The sequence below is a fragment of the Bradyrhizobium sp. HKCCYLRH1030 genome (genome assembly GCF_051168395.1).
GTDB lineage: Bacteria > Pseudomonadota > Alphaproteobacteria > Rhizobiales > Xanthobacteraceae > Bradyrhizobium.
Window position 1 is genome coordinate 105,462 of sequence record NZ_JBNPUY010000005.1, and the last position, 20,725, is coordinate 126,186.

18 protein-coding genes are annotated in these 20,725 nt (G+C 67.0%); 6 read left to right on the top strand and 12 right to left on the bottom strand.

Features of this window, described 5'->3' with window-relative positions; all coding sequences use genetic code 11:
* The first annotated feature begins 48 nt into the window (after positions 1 to 48).
* Genes ACQR1E_RS16275 through ACQR1E_RS16285 form a run of 3 tightly spaced genes read left to right on the top strand, consistent with a single transcriptional unit; the run spans position 49 to position 2,551 of the window.
* Positions 49 to 543 (top strand): hypothetical protein, encoded by a 495-nt coding sequence (locus ACQR1E_RS16275; RefSeq protein ID WP_315716692.1) that lies wholly within the window; start codon positions 49 to 51, stop codon positions 541 to 543.
* Positions 540 to 1,259 (top strand): class I SAM-dependent methyltransferase, encoded by a 720-nt coding sequence (locus ACQR1E_RS16280; protein ID WP_316171663.1) that lies wholly within the window; start codon positions 540 to 542, stop codon positions 1,257 to 1,259. The genes ACQR1E_RS16275 and ACQR1E_RS16280 overlap by 4 nt, the downstream gene beginning before the upstream one ends.
* Positions 1,259 to 2,551: a cytochrome P450 gene (locus ACQR1E_RS16285; RefSeq protein ID WP_316171662.1), complete on the top strand. Its 1,293-nt coding sequence runs from the start codon at positions 1,259 to 1,261 to the stop codon at positions 2,549 to 2,551. The genes ACQR1E_RS16280 and ACQR1E_RS16285 overlap by 1 nt, the downstream gene beginning before the upstream one ends.
* A 21-nt stretch (positions 2,552 to 2,572) precedes the next feature.
* On the opposite strand, the gene ACQR1E_RS16290 is transcribed toward ACQR1E_RS16285, so the two are convergent.
* On the bottom strand, positions 2,573 to 3,019 hold the full coding sequence (locus ACQR1E_RS16290; protein ID WP_315825385.1) for a nucleoside deaminase: 447 nt from the start codon (positions 3,017 to 3,019) through the stop codon (positions 2,573 to 2,575).
* A 131-nt stretch (positions 3,020 to 3,150) separates the two neighbouring features.
* Here ACQR1E_RS16290 and ACQR1E_RS16295 point away from each other — a divergent pair, with 131 nt between their 5' ends.
* Entirely contained in the window at positions 3,151 to 5,286 is a 2,136-nt protein-coding gene (locus tag ACQR1E_RS16295; RefSeq protein WP_434897293.1) for a pseudouridine synthase, read from the top strand.
* 9 nt (positions 5,287 to 5,295) lie between these two features.
* Positions 5,296 to 5,850: a 16S rRNA (guanine(966)-N(2))-methyltransferase RsmD gene (gene rsmD, locus ACQR1E_RS16300; RefSeq protein WP_434897294.1), complete on the top strand. Its 555-nt coding sequence runs from the start codon at positions 5,296 to 5,298 to the stop codon at positions 5,848 to 5,850.
* 35 nt (positions 5,851 to 5,885) lie between these two features.
* Here rsmD and mutL read toward each other — a convergent pair whose 3' ends face one another.
* Positions 5,886 to 7,739 (bottom strand): DNA mismatch repair endonuclease MutL, encoded by a 1,854-nt coding sequence (gene mutL, locus ACQR1E_RS16305; protein ID WP_434897295.1) that lies wholly within the window; start codon positions 7,737 to 7,739, stop codon positions 5,886 to 5,888.
* Between the two features lie 197 nt (positions 7,740 to 7,936).
* On the opposite strand from mutL, the gene ACQR1E_RS16310 reads away from it, so the two are divergent.
* A complete protein-coding gene (locus ACQR1E_RS16310) occupies positions 7,937 to 8,248 on the top strand; it encodes a ribbon-helix-helix domain-containing protein (protein ID WP_315716699.1) in 312 nt (103 codons plus the stop codon).
* Between the two features lie 191 nt (positions 8,249 to 8,439).
* Here the strand turns inward: ACQR1E_RS16310 and ACQR1E_RS16315 are convergent, their stop codons facing one another.
* From ACQR1E_RS16315 to ileS, 10 genes are all read right to left on the bottom strand, one after another.
* Positions 8,440 to 10,008 (bottom strand): GMC family oxidoreductase, encoded by a 1,569-nt coding sequence (locus tag ACQR1E_RS16315; RefSeq protein WP_315753452.1) that lies wholly within the window; start codon positions 10,006 to 10,008, stop codon positions 8,440 to 8,442.
* 36 nt (positions 10,009 to 10,044) lie between these two features.
* Positions 10,045 to 10,593 (bottom strand): gluconate 2-dehydrogenase subunit 3 family protein, encoded by a 549-nt coding sequence (locus ACQR1E_RS16320; RefSeq protein ID WP_315716701.1) that lies wholly within the window; start codon positions 10,591 to 10,593, stop codon positions 10,045 to 10,047.
* 49 nt (positions 10,594 to 10,642) lie between these two features.
* Entirely contained in the window at positions 10,643 to 11,038 is a 396-nt protein-coding gene (locus ACQR1E_RS16325; RefSeq protein ID WP_315716702.1) for a VOC family protein, read from the bottom strand.
* 1 nt (position 11,039) lies between these two features.
* A complete protein-coding gene (locus ACQR1E_RS16330) occupies positions 11,040 to 11,357 on the bottom strand; it encodes a c-type cytochrome (RefSeq protein WP_316184315.1) in 318 nt (105 codons plus the stop codon).
* A 221-nt stretch (positions 11,358 to 11,578) separates the two neighbouring features.
* A complete protein-coding gene (gene arfB / locus ACQR1E_RS16335; RefSeq protein ID WP_315716703.1) occupies positions 11,579 to 11,998 on the bottom strand; it encodes an alternative ribosome rescue aminoacyl-tRNA hydrolase ArfB in 420 nt (139 codons plus the stop codon).
* Positions 11,999 to 13,177: 1,179 nt separating this feature from the next.
* Positions 13,178 to 14,557 carry a M16 family metallopeptidase gene (locus ACQR1E_RS16340; protein WP_316187668.1) on the bottom strand — a complete coding sequence of 460 codons (1,380 nt, stop codon included), beginning with the start codon at positions 14,555 to 14,557 and terminating at the stop codon, positions 13,178 to 13,180.
* Complete coding sequence (locus tag ACQR1E_RS16345; protein WP_316226210.1) at positions 14,557 to 15,942, bottom strand: M16 family metallopeptidase; 1,386 nt, start codon at positions 15,940 to 15,942, stop codon at positions 14,557 to 14,559. The genes ACQR1E_RS16340 and ACQR1E_RS16345 overlap by 1 nt, the downstream gene beginning before the upstream one ends.
* A gap of 167 nt (positions 15,943 to 16,109) precedes the next feature.
* Positions 16,110 to 16,775 carry a hypothetical protein gene (locus ACQR1E_RS16350; protein WP_315713662.1) on the bottom strand — a complete coding sequence of 222 codons (666 nt, stop codon included), beginning with the start codon at positions 16,773 to 16,775 and terminating at the stop codon, positions 16,110 to 16,112.
* A gap of 201 nt (positions 16,776 to 16,976) precedes the next feature.
* Complete coding sequence (gene lspA, locus ACQR1E_RS16355) at positions 16,977 to 17,474, bottom strand: signal peptidase II (RefSeq protein WP_315713617.1); 498 nt, start codon at positions 17,472 to 17,474, stop codon at positions 16,977 to 16,979.
* A 192-nt stretch (positions 17,475 to 17,666) separates the two neighbouring features.
* Entirely contained in the window at positions 17,667 to 20,681 is a 3,015-nt protein-coding gene (ileS, locus tag ACQR1E_RS16360) for an isoleucine--tRNA ligase (RefSeq protein ID WP_434843203.1), read from the bottom strand.
* Positions 20,682 to 20,725: the final 44 nt, after the last annotated feature.

Genomic DNA, 20,725 nt, shown 5'->3' on the forward strand with positions numbered 1-20,725 from the left:
CGTGCAGTATGCCCGCTTTCCATGAAGCATTATTAGGAGGCTGGGCACATGGGGATGATGATTAAAGACAGTACGACGCTCGATATTCTCGTGCAGTTGAATAGGCGTTTCGAGGCTGAAGCTTTGCCGGAAATGGTCGAGCTGCAGCGCGAGTTTGGAGTTTTTTCATTGCAGCATGGCTTGCAGCAATCGTTCGCTTTGCTGGGGATCGTGCCGCAGGATTGGACTGAGCGTCGCCGGTGGTACCGTTTCTTGGAACACCTCAGGACCTATCCCTCCGATCTTGATGGCGTGAATGGTCACGACCGTGTCATCCGGGCGTTCAAGGACGACCTGGAATCCGAGAAGCCGCTTCCTGTTTCGATTGTCTGCCATTCGGCAGCGGACGATCCTCGGGTGACGGTTACGCAAGGCCGTCCGGTCGTGTTCTCGCTCGAAACGCATGTGATCGTTTCGATACCGACCACTCCCGGACGAGAGGCGCGTCAGAACCTGGCCGAAGTTGCTCGCACCAGGCGTGTTCAGAAGCGCGGCAAAAAATGAGCCTGACCGCAGGCGACGGCGCCGGACAAAAGGCTCCTTCTATTCAGGCCATTTGCTCCGACGTCGATGCCTACTACACCGCATGCGTCGCGCGTCATGGCGCGACGCCGCGGGGCGTCGACTGGTCATGCGAGGCGACGCAGGGCCTGCGCTTCGTGCAGCTGATGAAGCTGTGCGATGCGTCGGCGCCGTTCAGCCTCAACGACATCGGCTGTGGCTATGGCGCGCTGGTGCCCTTTCTGGCCGCGCGCTATCCGACCTGCGAGATCGACTATCTCGGCATCGATCTGTCGCGCGCCATGATCAGCCGCGCCCGTCGGCGCTTTGCTGGCCCGCAGCGGCGTTTCGTCGTTGCCGCGGAGAGCCCGCGCATCGCCGACTACTCGGTCGCGTCCGGCATCATGAACGTCAATGTCGGCTATCCGCGCCAGGCCTGGGAGAGTTACATCAAGGGCCTGTTGGGGCAGATGTTCGCCACCAGCCGCCGCGGCTTCGGCGTCAACTTCATGCGGGCCCACGGTGACGATGACGACGAGGCCTCCGATGCCGCGACGGCGCGGCTGTACCGGACCACGCCCGAGATCTGGGTGGCCCATTGTGAGCGCGAGTTTGCCGCGCCGGTCGAGGTCATCGGCGGTTACGGCATGAAGGAGTTCACCCTGCTGGTGCGCCGCAGACCCGAGGCGGCCGTCTCGGACGGCGATCCGTCGCACTGATGTCCGCAGCTCCGTTGCTCTCATCCAAGCCCGGTCGACACGCTGCCGCGATCGCGCGCGCGGTGGATGTGCTGATCTCCTCGAAAGGTCACGCCAGCCCCTTGCGGCTTGAACGGGCCTGCGCACTGTTGCGCCAGCACGCGCCGCTGCACTGGGTCGAGCGCCCGGGCGTGCGTCCGTTCTGGGCCGTCACGCGCCACGCCGACATCGTCGCGATCGAGACGCGGAGCAAGGATTTCGCTGCGGGACCCCGCACCTATCTTGCCAGCGAAGCCTCGGAGGCCGTGCTGCAGCGGGTCACCGGCAAGCCGCAGGCCGTCCGCAGCCTCACCGAGATGGATGCCCCGGATCACGCCGCCTATCGCGCGGTCATCCAGGGCGCCTTCGCGCCGCCGGCTCTGCGCGCGATGGAGAGCTGGCTGACGCAATGGGCCGCCGAGATCCTCGACAGGGTTGCTGCGCGTGGTGATGCTTGCGATTTCGCACGCGACGTCGCGCTGCCGTTCACCTTCCGCGTCATCGGTCGCATGCTGGGCACGCCCGAAGCCGATGACGCACGGCTTGCCCGGCTCGCCCAGGCGTTCGTGGCCGCCGAGGATCCGCAGCGGCGTTTTGCCGAGGCGCCCGGCGACACCATGCGCATGGCCATGCTGGCGTTGCGCGACTACTTCGAAGCCGTGGTCGCCGACCGCCGCGCCAGCCCGCGCGACGATCTCGCCAGCCTCATCGCGCAGAGCGCGCCGCATGGCGCCGCGATGCCGCATTACGAGCTGATCTCCTATTTCATCCTGCTGGTGACGGCCGGCCACGACACCACCTCGCTCGCTTTGGCCGGCGGGCTCGAGGCGCTGCTCGCGGACCCGGGCCAGCTCGCGCGGTTGCGCGCCGAGCCTGAGCTGCTCGATCCGGCGATCGAGGAGATGCTGCGCTGGACCACGCCGGTGCGCCATTTCATGCGGACGGCGGTCGGCGACACCGAGGTCGCCGGCCAGGTCATTCGCGCGGGCGAGGCGCTGGCCTTGTTCTTCCATTCAGGCAACCGCGACGAAGCCATGTTCGACGACGCCGGCACGTTCCGGATCGATCGCAGTCCGAATCCGCATATCGCCTTCGGCCGCGGTCCGCATGTCTGCATGGGGCTGCAGCTGGCGCGGATGCAGATGCGCGCGATGTTCGCGGAACTGCTCCATCGCACGGCGCATTTCGCGCTCGCCGGACGGGTGCGCCGGGTCGAGTCGCCGTTCATGAGCGGGGTCAGCGGCCTTCCCATCCACATCCGCTTTCGCGAATGATGCGGCCGGGGCGAGGCCTCGTCAGCGCCGCGCCTTGAAGAAGTCCTTGAGCATCTGCGACGCCTGTTGCTCGCCGACGGCCGAGTAGACCTCCGGCGCGTGGTGGCAGGTGGGCTGGCAGAAGAACCGCACGCCGGATTCGACGGCGCCGCCCTTGGGATCGGCGGCCCCATAATACAGCCGGCGGACGCGGGCGAAGGAGATGGCGCCAGCGCACATCGTGCACGGTTCCAGCGTGACGTAGAGGTCGCAATCGACCAGCCGTTCGCTGCCGATCGCCTGCGCGGCCTGGCGCAGCGCCAGGACCTCGGCATGGGCGGTGGGGTCGCGGTCGGTCAGAGTGCGGTTGGCGGCGGTGGCGATGACCACGTTGTCCCGCACCACGACGCAGCCGATCGGCACCTCGCCGGAAATTGCGGCCGATTCGGCCGCTTTCAACGCCAGATCCATGAAAGAAGGAGCGTTCATGGCTCGTAATGCCCGGATAAGTCTGGTACTGCATCGCCCTTCAGCAAAACCGGACCTCGATTTCCCGCGTGACAGGCGCTGCTCAGAGCGCGCGTACCACGCGACGTCCCGCACCTCAAAGTGAGACCTTCATGCCCCGCGACACCGACAAAGACAACGATTCCCGCGGCCGCCGCGGCGGCGCCCCGCGGGGGCGTTCCGAAGGGACTAAGGGACGCTCGGGCGCTGCGCGCGGCCCGGAGAAGAAGTTCGCCAAACGCGGCTTCGGCGACAAGGCGGCGGGGGCCAAGGGCAAGCGCTCGTTCGACGAGGGCCGTGCACCGCGCCGCCGCGACGACGGCGATGCGCCGCGCAAATCCTTTGGCGAAAAGCCGCGCTTCAACCGCGATGAGCGTCCGCGCGGCGACCGTCCGTTTGCCGCGCGTCCGCCGCGGGGTGAGAACGGCGAGAAGCGCGCCTTCAAGCCGCGCGGCGACCGGCCGAAATTCGACCGCGACGCGGGTGGCGGCAGCAAACGTCCCTACACGCCGCGCACCGATCGCGACGAGGCCCGTCCGGCGGCGCGATCCTCCGAGCGCAAGTTCGGCGAACGCAAGCCCTACGCGCCACGCGAGCGTGACGGTGAGAAGCGCCCCTATACGCCGCGCAGCGGGGGCGCCCGCGATCGCGGCGACCGTCCGCGCACCGAGCGCAGCTTCGGCGACCGGCCGCCGCGTGGCGATCGGCCGGAGCGGAAGTTCGGCGGCGAGAAGACTTTTTCCCGCGGCGCCGACGGTGATCGCGGCGAGCGCAAGTTCGGCGCCGGCCCGCGCGGTCCGCGCAAGGAATTCGGCGACCGTCCGGCCCGCGGCGAGTCCAAGCCGTGGCAGAAGCGTGAGGGCGGCGATCGACCGGAGCGCAGCGCCCGCCCGTCCCGCGATGGTGCGCGCAGCTTCGACCGTCCCAAGTTCGACCGTCCCAAGTCCGATCGCCCACGCGAGGATCGCCCCAAATTCGATCGTCCGAAGTTCGACCGGCCCACATCCGACCGTCCGAAATTCGACCGGCCGGGCGATCGCGGCGACGGCCGCAAGTTCGATCGCCCGCGTCAACGCCCCGAAGGCCGCAGCGAGTGGCAGGAGCATCCGCGTGGCGAAGGTCGGGGTGGTGATTTCGCCGACCGGCCGCGCCGCGACAATGAGGACGAGAGCCGGGTCTTCGCCAAGCGTCCGGCGTTCGGCGGCCGCGGTCCGTATCGCGAGCGCAAGCCCGAGACGGACAAGCGCACCAAGCGTGTCGTGCCCGACGAGGCGCCGAAGCCCGGCAAGGCTGGCGAGCGCATCGCCAAGGTGCTGGCGCGCGCCGGCCTTGCCTCGCGCCGTGATGCCGAGGAGATGGTGACGCAGGGCCGCGTCACCGTGAACGGCCGCATCATCAACTCGCCGGCGCTCGACGTCACCGAGAACGACGTGATCCAGGTCGACGGCGCGCCGTTGCCGGAGCGTGAGCGCACGCGGCTGTTTTTGTACCACAAGCCGCGCGGGCTGATGACGACGCACAGCGACCCCGAGGGGCGCCCGACGGTGTTCGACAATCTGCCGGAAGGGTTGCCGCGCCTGATCTCGATCGGCCGGCTCGATTTCAATACCGAGGGGCTGCTGCTGCTCACCAATGACGGCGGGCTGGCGCGCGTGCTCGAACTGCCGGACACCGGCTGGACACGCCGCTATCGTGTCCGCGCCCATGGCGAGATTACGCAGGCGCAGCTCGACCAGCTCGCTGCAGGCGTCGAGGTCGACGGCGTGAAATACGGCCCGATCGAAGCGACGCTGGAGCGCGACCAGGGCGCCAATGTCTGGCTGGTCGTTGCGATCCGCGAAGGGAAGAACCGCGAGGTGCGCAACGTGCTCGCCCATCTCGGCCTCGAGGTGAACCGCCTGATCCGCGTCTCCTACGGTCCGTTCCAGCTCCTGGAGCTGCCCGAGGGCGAGGTGCAGGAGGTCAAGACGCGGGTCCTGCGCGAGCAGCTCGGCGAGAAGGTCATCGCGCAGTCGGGCGCCGATCTCGGTCCGGCCGGCAAGGGTAATCGCGAGCCGTTGCCGGATCCGAAGCCCAAGCCGAAGCGCGAGGTCGTCGCCGACCGCAAGGGCCGGCGCGTGCTGGTTCAGCGCACAGGCAGCGAGGAGGCACGCGAGCGCCACGAGGCCGAGGCGCGCTTTCCCGGGCCGCCGCGGCGGCCGAAGCGCGGCTATCACGGCAAGCGCGATATCACGCCGCAGGACGAGTAGGGTGGTGCGATGCGTGTCGTCGGTGGACGGCTGAAGGGCCGCAACATCGCCTCGCCCGCCTCGCGCGACATACGGCCGACGCAGGACCGGCTGCGCGAGGCGCTGTTCAACATCCTCATGCACGCCTACGAGGATCCGATCGAGGGCGCACGCGTCCTCGACCTGTTTGCCGGCACCGGTGCGCTCGGCATCGAGGCGGCCTCGCGTGGCGCGGCGTTCACGCTGTTCGTCGACAACGGCGCCGAGGCAAGGGCGCTGCTGCGCAACAATGTCGAGGCGCTCGGCCTCGGCGGTGTCACCAAGGTCTACCGCCGCGATGCCACCAATCTCGGTCCGGCGCGCCCGGTCGAGCCGTTCTCGCTGGTGTTTCTCGATCCGCCCTATGGCAAGGGTCTGGCCGAGAAGGCGTTGGCCTCGTTGCGCGACGGCGGCTGGCTGGTGCCATCGGCGCTGCTCGTGGTGGAAGAGTCCAAGGCCGCCGCGTTCAAGGCGCCCGAGGGGTTCGAAGAGCTCGAGCGTCGCGCCTATGACGACACGGAGTTCGTGTTCTTGCGTGGCTCTTGATCCTTGCGAATGGCTCGTTGCGGAGGGCGTCGGCGCTATCTCCTCCCGAACAGCTTCTCGACATCCGCCAGCTTGAGCTCGACATAGGTCGGGCGGCCGTGATTGCACTGGCCGGAGTTGGGCGTGTTCTCCATCTCGCGCAGCAACGCATTCATCTCTTCCGGCTTGAGGCGGCGGCCGGCGCGCACCGAGCCGTGGCAGGCCATGGTAGCGGCGACGTGCATCAGGCGGCGCTCCAGCGGCAGCGCCTCGCCCCATTCCTCCATGTGCTCGGCGAGATCGCGCAGCAGCCCCGCCGCATCGATCTTGCCGAGCAGCGACGGCGTCTCGCGCACCGCGACCGCGCCGGGACCGAACGATTCGATCGCGAGGCCGAATGAGGCAAGCTCATCAGTCCGCGCGAGCAGCGTCTCGACGGTGGCTTCATCGAGCTCGACGATGTCCGGGATCAGCAGGATCTGCCGCTGCACACCATGCGCCGCGAGCGAGGCCTTGAGCCGCTCATAGACGATGCGCTCATGGGCGGCGTGCTGGTCGACGATGACGAGGCCGTCGCGGGTCTGCGCCACGATGTAGGTGTCGTGGATCTGGGTGCGCGCAGCGCCGAGCGGACGGTCGAGCAGGTCGGGCGCGGCCGGCTGCTCGTGCAGTCGAAGATCGGCGCGGGGCGTGCCGACGTCGAAGGCCGCTTGAGAGGATTCCGCAAGCCCGAACGACCCGAGATCTGGTGAGGGCGCCGCCGCAGGGACGGAGCCGCCGAAATGCGGCATCACCGGCGCCGACGGCGAGCGCTGCCAGTCCCAATTCATCGGACCGAGGTTGGGCCGCGGTGGCGCGAAGGCCGGGCGGAACGCGGCGATGGTCGCGCCGCCGTCATTGGCCGCGGTGCGGCGGCCTTCGCGGGCGAGACCTTCCTTCAACGCGTGGATGATCAGCGCGCGGACCAGGCCGGCATTGCGAAAGCGTACCTCGGTCTTGGCCGGATGCACGTTGGCGTCGACCTCGCGCGGATCGAGTGTGACGAACAGCGCCACGACAGGATGGCGGTCGCGCGGCAGATAGTCGGCGTAGGCTGCGCGCACGGCGCCGAGGATCAGCTTGTCGCGCACCGGGCGGCCGTTGACGAACAGATACTGCCCAAGCGCATTGGCGCGCGTCAGCGCCGGGGCCGCTGCGAAGCCTTCGACCACGACATGATCGCGCTCGCTGCGCACGGCGATCGCATGGCTGCGGAAGTCGGCGCCGAGGATGTCGCCGAGCCGCGTCAGCTGGCCCGGCGCGCCGGGCAGCGCGGCGGCCCAGGTCACCGGCGCGCGCTCCTCGCCGGCGAGCGTGAAGGCGATGTCGGGCCGCGCCATTGCCAGCCGCCGCACCACCTCGCGGATCGCCTCGGCCTCGGTGCGGTCGGTCTTGAGGAACTTCAGCCGGGCCGGGGTGGCGTGGAAGAGATCGGCGACCTCGACGCGGGTGCCCTGGTTCAGCGCGGCCGGCACGATCGGCGACTTGTCGCCGCAATCGACCGCGAGCGCCCAGGCATGCGGCTCGCTCTTGTGCCGCGTCGTGATCGACAGCCGCGCCACCGAGCCGATCGAGGGCAGCGCCTCGCCGCGGAACCCGAGGGTGCGGATTTGCAGCAGGTCCTCGTCGTCGAGCTTCGATGTCGCGTGGCGCTCGACCGCGAGCGCAAGATCGGCCGCCGTCATGCCGCCACCGTCGTCGGTGATCGCGATCTTTCGCCGGCCGCCACCGTCGGTGAAGATGTCGATGCGGCTCGCGCCGGCATCGATCGCGTTCTCGACCAGCTCCTTGACGACGCTCGCCGGCCGCTCGACCACCTCGCCGGCGGCGATGCGGTTGACGATCTGTTCGGGAAGCTGGCGGACGGGCATGGTGCGAACGAACTTGAAAGCTGGCTGGCTCGGATCTTGAAGGCGCGCGGCGCTGCGGCGGTCACGCTGCAAATCTCGGCGAGAATAGCTTTTTTCATGCGCTGCGGCAGAGAAAAGCAACCTTCTCCAACGGGATTGTGAGGCGGGCGGGGCCAGTATATCGTTTCGCAAAAATAACGATCAGCCGGAGGAAGCCCATGTGCCATCTGTTCGCACACCAGCCTCAGCGCGATTATGAGTCGCAGACCCGCTCGTTGCGGATCGGCGGCCATAGCACGTCGATCCGGCTCGAAATGGCGTTCTGGGACACGCTCGAGGAGATCGCCGCCAAGGAAGGCATGAGCCTCGCCAAGTTCGTGACCACGCTGTACGCCGAGGTGCTCGACCATCACGGCGAGGTGAAGAATTTTGCGTCGCTGCTGCGCTGCTCCTGTTTGATCTATCGGGCAAAGGCGACTGCGACGCTGCCGGAATTTACCGCGGCGGCGATCATGGACGCGGCCGAGTAGCCACTCGGGCGGTCTCTCGTCTCCCTCCCCCGCTTGCGGGGGAGGGCGGGGTGGGGGCGCCACATCGGCGGTCTTTCCTGAGCGTTCCCCCACCCGTATCGCATCTTCGATGCGATACGACCTCTCCCGCAAGCGGGGGAGGCGCTGACCGAGATCGCCGCAAGAGTTTTGCGTCACCATACCGATCGTAATCAAATCTCCTTCTTCTGCATCGCGCCAGCAATGTAGTCCGCCTGGCGGATCGCCAGCGCCACGATGGTGAGTGTCGGATTGCACGCAGCCCCCGTAGTGAACTGGCTGCCGTCTGAGACGAACAGGTTCTTGACGTCGTGGGTCTGGCCAAACTTGTTGACGACGCCGTCCTTGGCCTTCTCGCTCATCCGGTTGGTGCCGAGATTGTGCGTCGAGGGGTAGGGCGTGGTCGGGTAGGTCACGGTGGCGCCGACCGCCTCGTAGATCGCCGAGCCCTGCTTGTAGGCGTGGGCGCGCATCGCGACGTCGTTGGGATGATCGTCGAAATGCACTGAGGCGACCGGCATGCCGAACTTGTCCTTGGCGACAGGATCGAGCGTGATGCGGTTGGTCTCCTGCGGCATGTCCTCGCCGACCAGCCACATGCCGGCCATGCGCGGATAGGTCTCCATCGCCGCCGTGAAGCTGCGGCCCCAGGCGCCGGGATTGAGGAACGCGGCCATGAACGGCAGGCCGAGCGAGAGCGTCTCCATCTCGTAGCCGCCGACGAAGCCGCGCTTCGGATTGAACGCCGCCTCGTCGCGGACGATGCCGGCCATGGTGGTCCCGCGATACATGTGCACCGGGTTCTCGAACGTCGCATAGACGCTGCCGGTCATGTGCCGCATGTAGTTGCGCCCCACCTGGCCGGAGGAGTTGGCAAGTCCATCCGGGAACATGTTCGAGGCGCTGTTGAGCAGAAGCCGCGGGCTCTCGATCGAGTTGCCGGCGACGGCGACGATACGGGCCTTCTGCAACTGCATCTTGCCCTGGCTGTCGGCATAGACCACGCCGGTGACCTTGCCCGAGGCGTCATGCTCGATCTTGATCGCCATGCTGTTGGGCCGCACCTCGAGATTGCCGGTGGCCTCGCCCTTCGGGATCTCGGTGTACAGGGTCGACCATTTCGCACCGGACTTGCAGCCCTGGAAGCAGAAGCCGATCTGCTGGCAGGCGCCGCGGCCGTCGCGCGGCTGCGAATTGATCGCCATGTTGCCGGTGTGCACGGTCTTGTAGCCGATCTTCCGGGCGCCGGCTTCGAGCACCTTGAAATTGTTGTTGCCGGGTAGGCCCGGAATGTCGTTGGTGCGGGTGACGCCCATCTTGAACTCGGCCTTGGCGTACCACGGCTCCATTTCGGCCAAGGTCACCGGCCAGTCCAACAGGCTCGTGCCGGGCACGCCGCCATAGGTGGTGCGGGCCTTGAACTCGTGCTCGTCGAAGCGCAGCGAGGCGCCCGCCCAGTGCACGGTCGAGCCGCCGACCGCCTTGACGATCCAGGCCGGCAGGTTGGCGAAGTCCTTCGCCACGCGCCAGGTCCCGGATGTCGTGCGCATGTCGGTCCAGGCGAGCTGGGTGAAGCTCTCCCATTCGTCGTTGATGAAGTCGGGAATCTCGTAGCGATTGCCCGCCTCGAGAATGACGACCTTGATGCCCTTCTGCGCGAGCTCGTTGCCGAGGGTGCCGCCGCCGGCTCCCGAGCCGATGATGACGACGACGCTTGAATCGTTCTGGTCGAATTTTGCCATGGTGGTTTCCTCCGTGTTTTCTGTTGTTCGCCGGCGTCAGGCTTTCGGCAGCCAGTCGATGTCGGAGAAGCCACGGTTGATGTAGCCGCCATGCTCGGCGGAGGAGCCCTCGTAGCCGAACTTCGGCCAGAGCTCCTTCTGATTGTAGAGCGACACCACGAGGTCGCCGCGGAGCGTCTTGAAGAAGGTCGTCTGCTCGATGCCCTGGAGCAGCGCGACGCGGTCGGCCTCCCACGGCACCTGGGCGTAAGGCACCTTGTGGCGGTCACGCGCGTCCTGGTCGAGCCGGGCGACGCCGTCATTGATCATTGCCTTCACGGCGGCATCCTCCGCGGCCTTGCCGTCCCACGGCTTGACCGCGGTGATGTAGTAGCGGTCGGCGAGGAAGTCGTGCGGATAGATGTCGCGCGCGACCTTCACGAGTGTCTTCAGGGTGGCCGGCGTCAGCGCCTTGGCATCCTCCGCCCAGGCATCGGCAATGCCGAGGCCGGTCGCGGAAGCCACGGCTGCGGCCGGCACGGTCGAGGCCGCGCCCTTGAGAAAGACGCGGCGGTCGTATTTGTTGCGGCGATCGACTTCTCTCATGGGTATCCTCCGTTGGGTTTTTGTTTGGTGTATTTTCGTGGTCAGCGGCTCATCCGAAGCGGCCGCCGCGCTGGATGACCTCGATCTTGTAGCCGTCGGGATCGGTGACGAAGAAGAAGCGCGCGAGTGTCGCACCATTGTGCTTGAAATCGCGCAACGGGCCTGGTGCCAGGTTCTCGCGCTCGAAACGGGCATGCTCGGCATCGAGATCGTCGACCACGACAGCGAGATGGCCGTAGCCGTCACCGAGCGTATACGGCTCCTTGCGGTCGTAGTTGACGGTGAGCTCGACCTCGAACGGCGACGACGGATGGCGCAGATAGATCAGCGCGAAGCCGTCGAATCGCAGATTGTCTGATATCTCCAGGCCGAAGGCGCGCTTGTAGAAGTCGAGCGCCTTGGCCTCGTCGAGCACGCGGATCATGGAATGAACGGGCTTGGCCATCTCAATTGTCCTTCAGGTAGTTGATGATCGCGGCGCGCACGTCGGGCTTGGCCTGGCGATACGCCATCACGGCGCCGGGGATCAGCTCTTGCGGGTTGGTCAGCCAGGCATCGAGCCTGGTCTCGTCCCAGGTGAAATCAGCTTTCGCGAAGCCGGCCGAATAGCGGAAGCCTTCGACGGAGCCGGCGCGGCGGCCGACGACCTTCGAGAGCGGCGGCCCCTGGCGCATCGGCTCGGCGCTGCTCAGCGTGTGGCAGACGCCGCATTGCTGCTTGAACAAGGTCGCGCCGTCGGCAGGCTTGGGCGACGGCAAGGCCATCTGCGCCGATGCGATCGTGGTGCTCAGGACTGCGCCGCACCATCCTAGTCCTAAAACAAGCAGCAGCTCTTGCGCCGTACGCCGTCCCGACATCGATCCTCTCTCATCATTTTTGATGAGACTAGGTCGCAGCGAGAGCGCCGTGGTAGTAGCGGGCTGTTTCGGCCGGAACAAAGCGTGCGCAGGACTCGTCCAGCCGCAGGATATGTCAGCGTTGCGGACTAATCGTCGAAGCGGCGCCCACCGCGTCCCGCCTTGACGTCGCTGCGGATCTTCTTGCCTTCGAGCCGGCGCTGCTTGGAGCCGAAGGTCGGCTTGGTCGGGCGCCGCACCTTCGGCCGGATCATCGCCTCCTTCAACAGCGTGACGAGACGCTCGATCGCATCGGCCTTGTTGCGCTCCTGGGTGCGGAAGCGTTCGGCCTGGATGACGATGACGCCGTTCTTGGTCATGCGCTGTCCAGCGAGCCGCGCCAGCCGTGCGGCGGCGTCCTCGGGCAGGGTGATCCGGGTCGTGTCGAAGCGCAGCTGCGCCGAGGTCGACAGCTTGTTGACGTTCTGGCCGCCGGGGCCGGAGGCGCGGACGAACGAGATCTCGATGTCGTCTTCGTTGATGGCGAGGTCGCGGGAGATCCGCAGCATGGGGCACCAGTGGAATCGAGGTTTTCGCGCCCACCATAGCGGGTTTAGGGGAGGTGTGCGCGGGGCGTCATGGCGAGGCGCGGTTGGCGGCCCGAGACCGCCGCCAGAATCTCCACTGTCATCGCGGCGAACGCCGGGATCCATAACCCCAGGGAGCAGTTTGGGGCAGGCTGGCCGCTGACACCTCCCGCCTCACGTCGGCTGCGGCGTATGGGTGCCGGATCTGCGCCGCGCTGGCGCGCGTCGCAGCTTGTCCGGGACGACAGCGGTGTGCGAGGCGGATTCACGGTTCAAACAGCGGCCGCAGGTGACGACATGTCAGCGCGTTCTCGCGGCATCTGATGCCCGAGGTCTGCGATCAGTTCGTCCCTCGCGAGCATGCAGAGGGCGCGGGGAATGCCGGGCGCTGGCCGCACCCATGGCCCGCCTGCGAAAAAAATGCAGGCGGCAGGTACCACAGGTTCAGCCGAGGCATCCCGGCATTCCCCGCGCGATGGGCTTCACGCTTATACGCAGTCTCCCTGGTGCGCCGGGCGTGTTGGCCACCATTGCGCATGATGCTTGCGCATCAGCGCGTGATACCAGCATCGGGGTATCAGGACGCTGCGACTTCACGTCCGCAAGACATCGTTCGTCCGCGTCCTCGTGAGAAGACGCTGCGATCTCTCGCGGCCACCGCTCCCCGCCTCGCGTGTCGTGACGATCGCGCGCAACGCCCCTCCGCAGTGAGACGGGATGGGCGGATCAAATCATGAATTCCGAAAAATAGAAAGAATATTATTTTTATCGGAAGTCATCGCGCGGTCCTCCCGCGCTCCTCCCGGGCAAGCCGTCAGCGACGCGAAGCCTGGCTGACGGCGCCGACTCGGGACCCATTCGCCGCAGCCGAGGTGGGGCGGCAGATGCCAATGACCAAGCTGCCTCAAACATCGCCCTGGGGGTATGGGTCCCGGCTCAAGGCCGGGACGACACTGTTTTTGTGGCGCCAGCGGTGGTTGGCCACGATCGTTCGTCATGGCCGGGCTTGTCCCGCCTGCGCGGCCGAAGCCGCTTCGGCGCAGCGAAGGCCCGGCCATCCACGTGGCCCAGCGTCCTCGGAACGACGTAGATGCCCGGGACAAGCCCGGGCATGCCGAGCAACTAACAACGTGCTCGTAGGAGAGAAGCTCCGCGCCCCGCTCAGTTCGTCTTGGTCACCGGGGCCGTGGCCGGCGCCTGGGACGGTTCGGCGGCGGCCTGCGGGGTGCGGCCGACCACGGCCGTGAGCAGGCCCTGGCTCCAGAGCTGCTTCGCCGCCTTCTTCGCGTCGTCCAGGGTGACGGCGTTGACGATCTCGCTGCGCTTCTCGATGTAGTCGATCGGCATCTTGTCGAGCTGATATTGCAGCATCGCCTGCGCCAGCTTGGAGGAGGTGTCGAGCGCCAGCATCTGCGAGCCGTTGATGTAGGACTTGGCCTCGTCGAGCTCCTGCTGGGTCGGGCCTTCCTCGGCCATGCGGCGGATCTCCTGCTCGACGGCCGCGATGGTCTCGCCGGCGCGGTCGAAGCGGGTGGCGGTGTTGCCGATGAACAGCGCCGAATGATCCATCCACAGCAGCGCGTCGTAGACGGAGTAGGCGAGGCCGCGCTTCTCGCGCACCTCCTTGTAGAGCCGCGACGACAGGCCGCCGCCGCCGAGGATGTGGTTGACCACATAGGCCGCCATGAAGTTCGGGTCGTGGCGGCGGATGCCGGGACCGCCGAAGGTGATCACGGTCTGCGGCACGTCGAGCGGCACGAGCGCGCGCTGCGGCGGCATGGTGGCGACGACGTCGGGCACCGGCGTCAAGGTGGCCTTGGCCGGCAGGCTGCCGAAGGTCTGATCGAGGAGCTTGCCGAGCGTGGCCGGGTCGACGTCGCCGACAACCGCGACCTTCAGCGTGTCCTTGGCGAGCACGCGGCCGACATAGGCCTTGAGATCGTCGACGGTGATCGTCGGCACGCTGTCCAGCGTGCCGTTGGCCGGACGGCCGTAGGGGTGGTTGGGGAAGGCAAGCTCGAGGAACTTGCGGCCCGCCAGCGAGCTCGGATTGGTGGTCTCGCGGCGCAGGCCGGAGATCACCTGCGAGCGGATGCGCTCGACGTCGGCGCTGTCGAAATGCGGCGAGGTCAGCGCGGTGCGCAGCAGCTCGAACGCCTCGTCCTTGTTGTCGCGCAGCATGCGCAGCGAGCCGCGGAATTGATCGCGCGAGATCTGGAAGCTCAGCTCGATGGCGCGGCGGTCGAGCCGCTCGTGGAAGGTCTTGGAGTCGAGATCGCCGGAGCCTTCGTCGAGCAGGTCGGCCACGAGATTGCCGACGCCGGGCTTGCCTGCGGGGTCCTGCGAGGCGCCGCCCTGGAACGCATATTCCATCGCGATCAGCGGCACGGTGGCGTCCTGTACGAACCAGGCTTCGATGCCGCCGGGCGACACCAGGTGCTGGATCTTGGTCGCCGCGTGGGCGGCGGGAACGATCGTGAGCGCGGCGGCGCCGACGGCGAGAACGCAGGCGAAGCGGCGGGCGAAGGTCATTGTGTTCATCACGACCGCTTCTCCTCGCGCTTGGCCGCATTGTCCTTGATCAGATAGCCGGTGACCGAGCGCTTCTTCTGCAGCCAGGTCTGCGCCGCGGCGCGCACCTGCTCGGCGGTCACGGCACGGATGCGGTCGGGCCAGCTCCGGATGTCCTCGATGCTCAATCCGGTGGTGAGGCCGCCGCCATACCAGCGTGCCATGGTGGCCTGGTTGTCATTGGCGTAGATCGCCTCGGCGATGAGCTGCGTCTTGACGCGTTCGAGATCCTCGGCGCGGACCGGGTTTTGCGCGATCTCGGCGATGACGCTGTCGACGACAGCCTCGACCTGGGCGAAATCGACGCCCGGACGCGGCGCGACCGCGATCGAGAACTGGCTCGGATCGAGCGACGTGCCCTGATAGGACGCGCTGGCATTGACCGCGAGCGGCTTGTCGACGACCAGCGCACGGTAGAGATAGGAGTTGCTGCCGCTACCCATCAGTTGCGCCAACACATCCAGCGCGGCCGACTGCCCGGGGGCCGCGGTGGTGGCCGAGGGCACCAGATAGAAGCGGCGCATCGAGGGCTGCTCGACATGCGGGTCGGCCAGCGTGACCGTGCGCGGCGCCACCGGCTCGGGCTCCTGCGGCCGCAACCGGCGCGCGGGGATGTCGGGTTGCGCGGGAATCTTGGCGAAGGTCTGCTCCACGAGCGGGCGCACTTCCTTGGCGTCGGTGTCGCCGGCGATCACCAGGATGGCATTGTTGGGCGCGTAGAAGCGGCGATAGAACGCCAGCGCATCCTCACGGCCGAGCTTCTCGATCTCCGGCCGCCAGCCGATCACCGGGCGGCCATAGGGGTGGTTGACGTACAGCGCCGCCATGATCTGCTCGTTGAGGCGGGCTTCCGGGGAGTTGGCGACGCGCATGTTGTACTCTTCGAGCACCACGTCGCGCTCGGGCAGCACGTTCTCGTCCTTCAGCACGAGGCCGGTCATGCGGTCGGCCTCGAACTCCATCATCTTCGGCAATTGATCGCGCGGCACGCGCTGGAAGTAGCCGGTGTAGTCGACCGAGGTGAAGGCGTTCTCATTGCCGCCGATCTTCAGCACCGTCTTGGAGAACTCGCCGGCGGGATGCTTCTCGGTGCCCTTGAACATCAGATGTTCGAGGAAGTGCGCCAGGCCCGACTTGCCGGGCGTCTCGTCGGCGGAGCCGACCTTGTACCAGATCATCTGCGTCACCACCGGCGTGCGGTGATCCTGGATCACGACGACCTGCAGGCCGTTGGGGAGGGTGAAGCTGGCGGGGGGCTCGGAGGCGAACGTCGTTTGCGCCGAAGCGCCGGCCGTGAACGCGATGAGGGAGACGAGCGCGGCGGCGACGGATTTGAACCGGTGCGAGGACATCATGATCCTTCTGAAGGCCCGCAGGGAGGGGCGATCGGGTTTGAGCGCAGCATGCTACATCGCGCCGGACGGCGCCCGACGTCACAAAACAGCGACATCGTGCCGCCGCGAGACATTAAATTTCGCTAACGCCAGCGAAGCCGGCATCTCCGGGCGAACGGCTGCCGCCGTCACCGTTCCTTGCCGGTCATGATGTCCAGCTGCTTGCCGCCGATCGGCTCCTGCTTGCCGGTGCCATAGGCATAGCTCGGCGACGGCGTCTGATAGCCGGGCGGCGGCTGGGTCAGGCTCTCGCGCTGCGGCTCGCTGGTGAACGGCTTGGTTTCGCTGTCGCTGCCCTTGAACATGCCGAACAGGCCGCCTTTGAAGCCGAGCTGCGACGGGCTCATCATCGGGTTGTTGGCCACGCCGGGCTGAATCGGCTCAGTCGGCTTGGCGGCGGCCGTCCGCCCCATCTTCATCTCGGCCGGGGTCAGCGGACGGGCCGCATTGACCGGATCCCTGTTTTCCTTCTTGCGCGCGGCGGCCGCGGCCCGGCGTTGCTGCTCGTCGGGGTCCTTCGGCCAGTTTGGCGCGGTCGCCTGCGCCGCGGCGGCGGGCGGCGGCAGATCGAGCTTGGGCGGCACCACCAGGGGCGACCGCTCGCGGTATTCGATGGAGGGCGTCTCCATGTTGGTGCCGCCGAGACCGCGCATCAGATTGTCGATGATCTTCTCTTCGAATGTCTTGTCGTCTTCCTCGTCGTCCTGGGCACGGGCGGCGCCGGCGGCCATGACGAGGCCAATGCCGAGCGCAACGGCGGACAGCCGCAGGACGCGAATGGCCGCGTGGGTCATGATCCGGCCGCTGACTTCGGTCTTGCGCATGGCTTTCCCTGTCCTCGCTTGTCCAGTGCTCGTGCTCCGACGAACCGGCCGCGACCCACCGATTGCGATCCTCGATTCGACGGGGGCCGTCCAGGCATCGCGCCGATCTCGAAAACGTGAAGATCATCAGGCTCTTGACCCAGGATCGGCACCGGCCGGTATCGACCCGGATCAGGGCGCTTTTGCGGCGGGGGCCCCGAAGAAGGAGTCATATAGCAGGCCCGCCACCCCGGCAACGATCGCCACGTCGGCCATGTTGAAGATGTACCAGTTGTAAACCGTGCCGCCGATCTGGATGTGGAACAACGCGAAATCGACCACCGCGCCATAGGCCAGCCGGTCGATGCCGTTGCCGATGGCGCCGCCGATGATCAGGCCGAGCGACGCCGTCGCCAGCTTGCTTTCCGCACGCGCCATCCAGATGGCGAGGGCGATCACCGCGACGGCCTTCACCGCCATCAGTCCATATTGCGCCAGCGTGCTCTCACTCTGCAGCCAGCCGAAGCTGATGCCGATGTTCCAGGCGAGGTAGAGGTCGAAGAACGGGGTGATCTTGACGGTGCCGCGGTTGGGCAGGTCGAACACGTACAGCAGCCACAGCTTGGAGGCCTGGTCGATGACCAGGGTGGCGAAGCCGGCGATGAGGCCGAGGCGGAGGCGGGGGGTCATGGGGTGAGCGCGATCATGCCAAGCAACTCGCGGCAAATACCGCTGTCGTCCCGGCGAACGCCGGGACCCATACTGCGTGATGTGTGTTGGCGGAGAAAGTCTGGGTCATCGTCCTTCGTCAACATGAACGCCGGTGGTTATGGGTCCCGGCGTTCGCCGGGACGACAGTTGTGGGTGTCGCGCGATCACGCGTCACATACCGACCCCGAGCGCCTTCCACTCGCGCAGCGCCTGCGCGTCGCGCGGGGAAACGTCCGGGTACTCAGGGTCGTCGCCGACGCTCTCCAGGATCTTCCAGGAGCGGGCGCACTTCTTGCCCACGGCCTTCTCGACGACGACCGCCACGCCCGGCACCGCATCGAGCCGGAACGCATCGGCCGGGGCGTCACCTTCGCGGACCTCGTAGTTCGAGGTGATGCAGACCTCGGCGAGATCGGTGTCGAACAAGGTGCCGAGCAGCGCGCGGTCGGCGACGTAGATGACCGGCGAGGCTTCGAGCGAGGAGCCGATGGTCTTGGCGGCGCGGGCGAGCTCCAACGCGCCGGTGACGACGCGCCTGACGTTACGGATCGTCTCCCACTTCGCGGCGAGCGCATCGTCGCGGTATTGGTCCATCGCCTCCGGGAACAGCGTCAGATGCACCGACGGCTCTGCGTCGGGGCGGTACATCCGCCACGCCTCGTCGGTGGTGAAGGACAGCACCGGCGCCAGCCATTTCAGGACGGCATCGCAGATCAGGTCGATCGCGGTCAGCGCCGCCTTGCGCGCCACCGACGACGGCGGGTCGCAATACAGCGTGTCCTTGCGGATGTCGAAATAGAACGCCGACAGCTCCGTGTTCATGAACGCAGCCAGGCTCGCGATCACGGTCTTGTAGTCGAACGCGGCGTAGGCGCGGCTGATGACCTCGGCCTGCTGCGAGAGCTGATGCAGCATCAAGCGCTCCAGCTCCGGCATGTCGGCAAATGCCACGGCGTCGCTGCGCTTGTAGTGATGCAGGGTGCCGAGCATCCAGCGGATGCTGTTGCGCAGCTTGCGGTAGGTCTCGATGGTGTTCTTGAGGATCTCCGGGCCGATGCGCTGGTCGTCGGCATAGTCGGTGGCGCAGACCCAGAGGCGCAGGATGTCGGCGCCGGACTCCTTGATCACCTTCTGCGGCTCGACGGTGTTGCCGAGCGACTTCGACATCTTGCGGCCGTTCTCGTCGAGCGTGAAGCCGTGCGTCAGCACCACGTCGTAAGGCGCGCGGCCGCGGGTGCCGCAGCTCTCCAGCAGCGACGAGTGGAACCAGCCGCGGTGCTGATCCGATCCTTCGAGATACATCACCGTGTCCCGGCCGCCGTCGACCTTGCGCCTGATGCCGGCGAGGCCGGGGAAGTGCACGGGGTCTTCGAGCACGAAGGCGTGGGTCGAGCCGGAATCGAACCAGACGTCGCAGATGTCGTCGACCTTGTTCCAGTCCTCGTTGGCGCGGGACCCGAGGAAGCGCTCGCGTGCGCCGTCGGCGTACCAGGCGTCGGCGCCTTCCTTGGCGAAGGCCTCAGTGATGCGGGTGTTGACGGTCTCGTCCTGCAGGATCTCCGCGGAGCCGTCGCCGGTCTCGCGCACGAACACGGCGATCGGCACGCCCCAGGCGCGCTGGCGCGAGATCACCCAATCCGGACGGTTGGCGATCATGCCGGTGATGCGGTTCTGGCCGGCGGCCGGCACCCATTGCGTGACCGAGATCGCGCGCAGCGCGCGGGCACGCAGCGTATCCCCGGACTTCGCCTGACCTTGGTCCGCGATGTCCTTGTCCATCGCGATGAACCATTGCGGCGTGTTGCGAAAGATCACCGGCTTCTTGGAGCGCCAGGAATGCGGGTACTGGTGCTTGAGCCGGCCGCGCGCGAGCAGCATGCCGGCATCCGTCAGCGCCTTGATGACGGCCTCGTTGGCGTCGCCCTTCTCGCCCTTGTCGTTGATGACGCGTTTTCCTGTGAAGCCCGGCGCGTGGTCGGTCAGCGCGCCGTTCTCGTCGACGGTGTAGGGGATGGTGGTTGCGATGCCCCGGCCGTCGAGCTCGCGCGCATGCGCCATCCAGACGTCGAAGTCCTCGCGGCCGTGGCCGGGCGCGGTGTGCACGAAGCCGGTGCCGGTGTCGTCGGTGACGTGGTCGCCGGGCAGCAGCGGGACGACGAAATTATAGCCGCCGGCGAGGCCCTTCAACGGGTGCGCGCATTCGACGGCGTCGAGCGTGTCGCCGGGGATGTCGCGCAGCTTGTTGTAGCTCGTGACGCGCGCCTGCTTGAACACGCTGTCGGCCAGCGCGTCGGCCATGATCAGCTTGTCACCGGTCTTGGCCCAATTGTCTGCCGGCGCGTCCGCGACCTCATAGAGGCCGTAGGCGATCTTCGGCGAGAACGAGATGGCGCGGTTGCCGGGCAGGGTCCAGGGCGTGGTGGTCCAGATCACCACCGAGGCGCCCGCGAGCGCGCCATGCGCCGGCGACGTCACCGGAAACTTCACCCACACCGTGTCGGACTGATAGTCCTCGTACTCGACCTCGGCCTCGGCGAGCGCGGTCTTCTCGACCACGCTCCACATCACCGGCTTGGAGCCGCGATACAGCGTGCCGTTGGCGGCGAACTTCATCAGCTCGCGGGCGATCTGCGCCTCGGCCGGATAGGTCATGGTGGCGTAGGGATGGTCCCAGTCGCCGATCACGCCGAGACGCTTGAACTCCTCGCGCTGCACGTTGAGCCAGTGGTCGGCATAGGCGCGGCATTCCTTGCGGAACGCGACCATGGCGGCGGAGTCGCGGAAGTCGGGCTTGGTCTTGCCCTTCTTGCGGTAGTTCTCCTCCTCGATCTTCCACTCGATGGGCAGGCCGTGGCAGTCCCACCCCGGCACGTAGTTGGAATCGTGGCCGAGCATCTGCTGGCTCTTGGTCACGACGTCCTTGAGGATCTTGTTCAGCGCGTGCCCGATGTGGATGTTGCCGTTGGCATAGGGCGGGCCGTCGTGCAGGACGAATTTCGGCCTGTTCTTGGCGGTGTCGCGCAGCTTGCCGTAGAGGTCGATGTCGCTCCAATATTTCAGGATCTCCGGCTCGCGCTGCGGCAGGCCGGCGCGCATCGGGAATTCCGTCTGCGGCAGATAGAGGGTCTTGGAATAGTCCTTGGCGTCGGATTTTTGGGCGTCGGGCTTTTGCGGCTTTTCGGACATCGTGATCTGGCTGGCTGAGAGATGAGGCGCTGAGACGCGATTTC

Excerpts from the sequence above, each read along its gene's own strand:
- rsmD (WP_434897294.1), top strand. The coding sequence starts at position 5,296 with ATGCGTGTCGTCGGTGGACGGCTGAAGGGCCGCAACATCGCCTCGCCC.
- ACQR1E_RS16320 (WP_315716701.1), bottom strand. The coding sequence starts at position 10,593 with ATGAGAGAAGTCGATCGCCGCAACAAATACGACCGCCGCGTCTTTCTC.
- arfB (WP_315716703.1), bottom strand. The coding sequence starts at position 11,998 with ATGCTGCGGATCTCCCGCGACCTCGCCATCAACGAAGACGACATCGAG.
- lspA (WP_315713617.1), bottom strand. The coding sequence starts at position 17,474 with ATGACCCCCCGCCTCCGCCTCGGCCTCATCGCCGGCTTCGCCACCCTG.
- ACQR1E_RS16340 (WP_316187668.1), bottom strand. The coding sequence starts at position 14,557 with ATGAACACAATGACCTTCGCCCGCCGCTTCGCCTGCGTTCTCGCCGTC.
- ACQR1E_RS16325 (WP_315716702.1), bottom strand. The coding sequence starts at position 11,038 with ATGGCCAAGCCCGTTCATTCCATGATCCGCGTGCTCGACGAGGCCAAG.
- ACQR1E_RS16315 (WP_315753452.1), bottom strand. The coding sequence starts at position 10,008 with ATGGCAAAATTCGACCAGAACGATTCAAGCGTCGTCGTCATCATCGGC.
- mutL (WP_434897295.1), bottom strand. The coding sequence starts at position 7,739 with ATGCCCGTCCGCCAGCTTCCCGAACAGATCGTCAACCGCATCGCCGCC.
- ileS (WP_434843203.1), bottom strand. The coding sequence starts at position 20,681 with ATGTCCGAAAAGCCGCAAAAGCCCGACGCCCAAAAATCCGACGCCAAG.
- ACQR1E_RS16295 (WP_434897293.1), top strand. The coding sequence starts at position 3,151 with ATGCCCCGCGACACCGACAAAGACAACGATTCCCGCGGCCGCCGCGGC.
- ACQR1E_RS16330 (WP_316184315.1), bottom strand. The coding sequence starts at position 11,357 with ATGGCCTTGCCGTCGCCCAAGCCTGCCGACGGCGCGACCTTGTTCAAG.
- ACQR1E_RS16285 (WP_316171662.1), top strand. The coding sequence starts at position 1,259 with ATGTCCGCAGCTCCGTTGCTCTCATCCAAGCCCGGTCGACACGCTGCC.
- ACQR1E_RS16280 (WP_316171663.1), top strand. The coding sequence starts at position 540 with ATGAGCCTGACCGCAGGCGACGGCGCCGGACAAAAGGCTCCTTCTATT.
- ACQR1E_RS16290 (WP_315825385.1), bottom strand. The coding sequence starts at position 3,019 with ATGAACGCTCCTTCTTTCATGGATCTGGCGTTGAAAGCGGCCGAATCG.
- ACQR1E_RS16275 (WP_315716692.1), top strand. The coding sequence starts at position 49 with ATGGGGATGATGATTAAAGACAGTACGACGCTCGATATTCTCGTGCAG.
- ACQR1E_RS16345 (WP_316226210.1), bottom strand. The coding sequence starts at position 15,942 with ATGATGTCCTCGCACCGGTTCAAATCCGTCGCCGCCGCGCTCGTCTCC.
- ACQR1E_RS16310 (WP_315716699.1), top strand. The coding sequence starts at position 7,937 with ATGTGCCATCTGTTCGCACACCAGCCTCAGCGCGATTATGAGTCGCAG.
- ACQR1E_RS16350 (WP_315713662.1), bottom strand. The coding sequence starts at position 16,775 with ATGACCCACGCGGCCATTCGCGTCCTGCGGCTGTCCGCCGTTGCGCTC.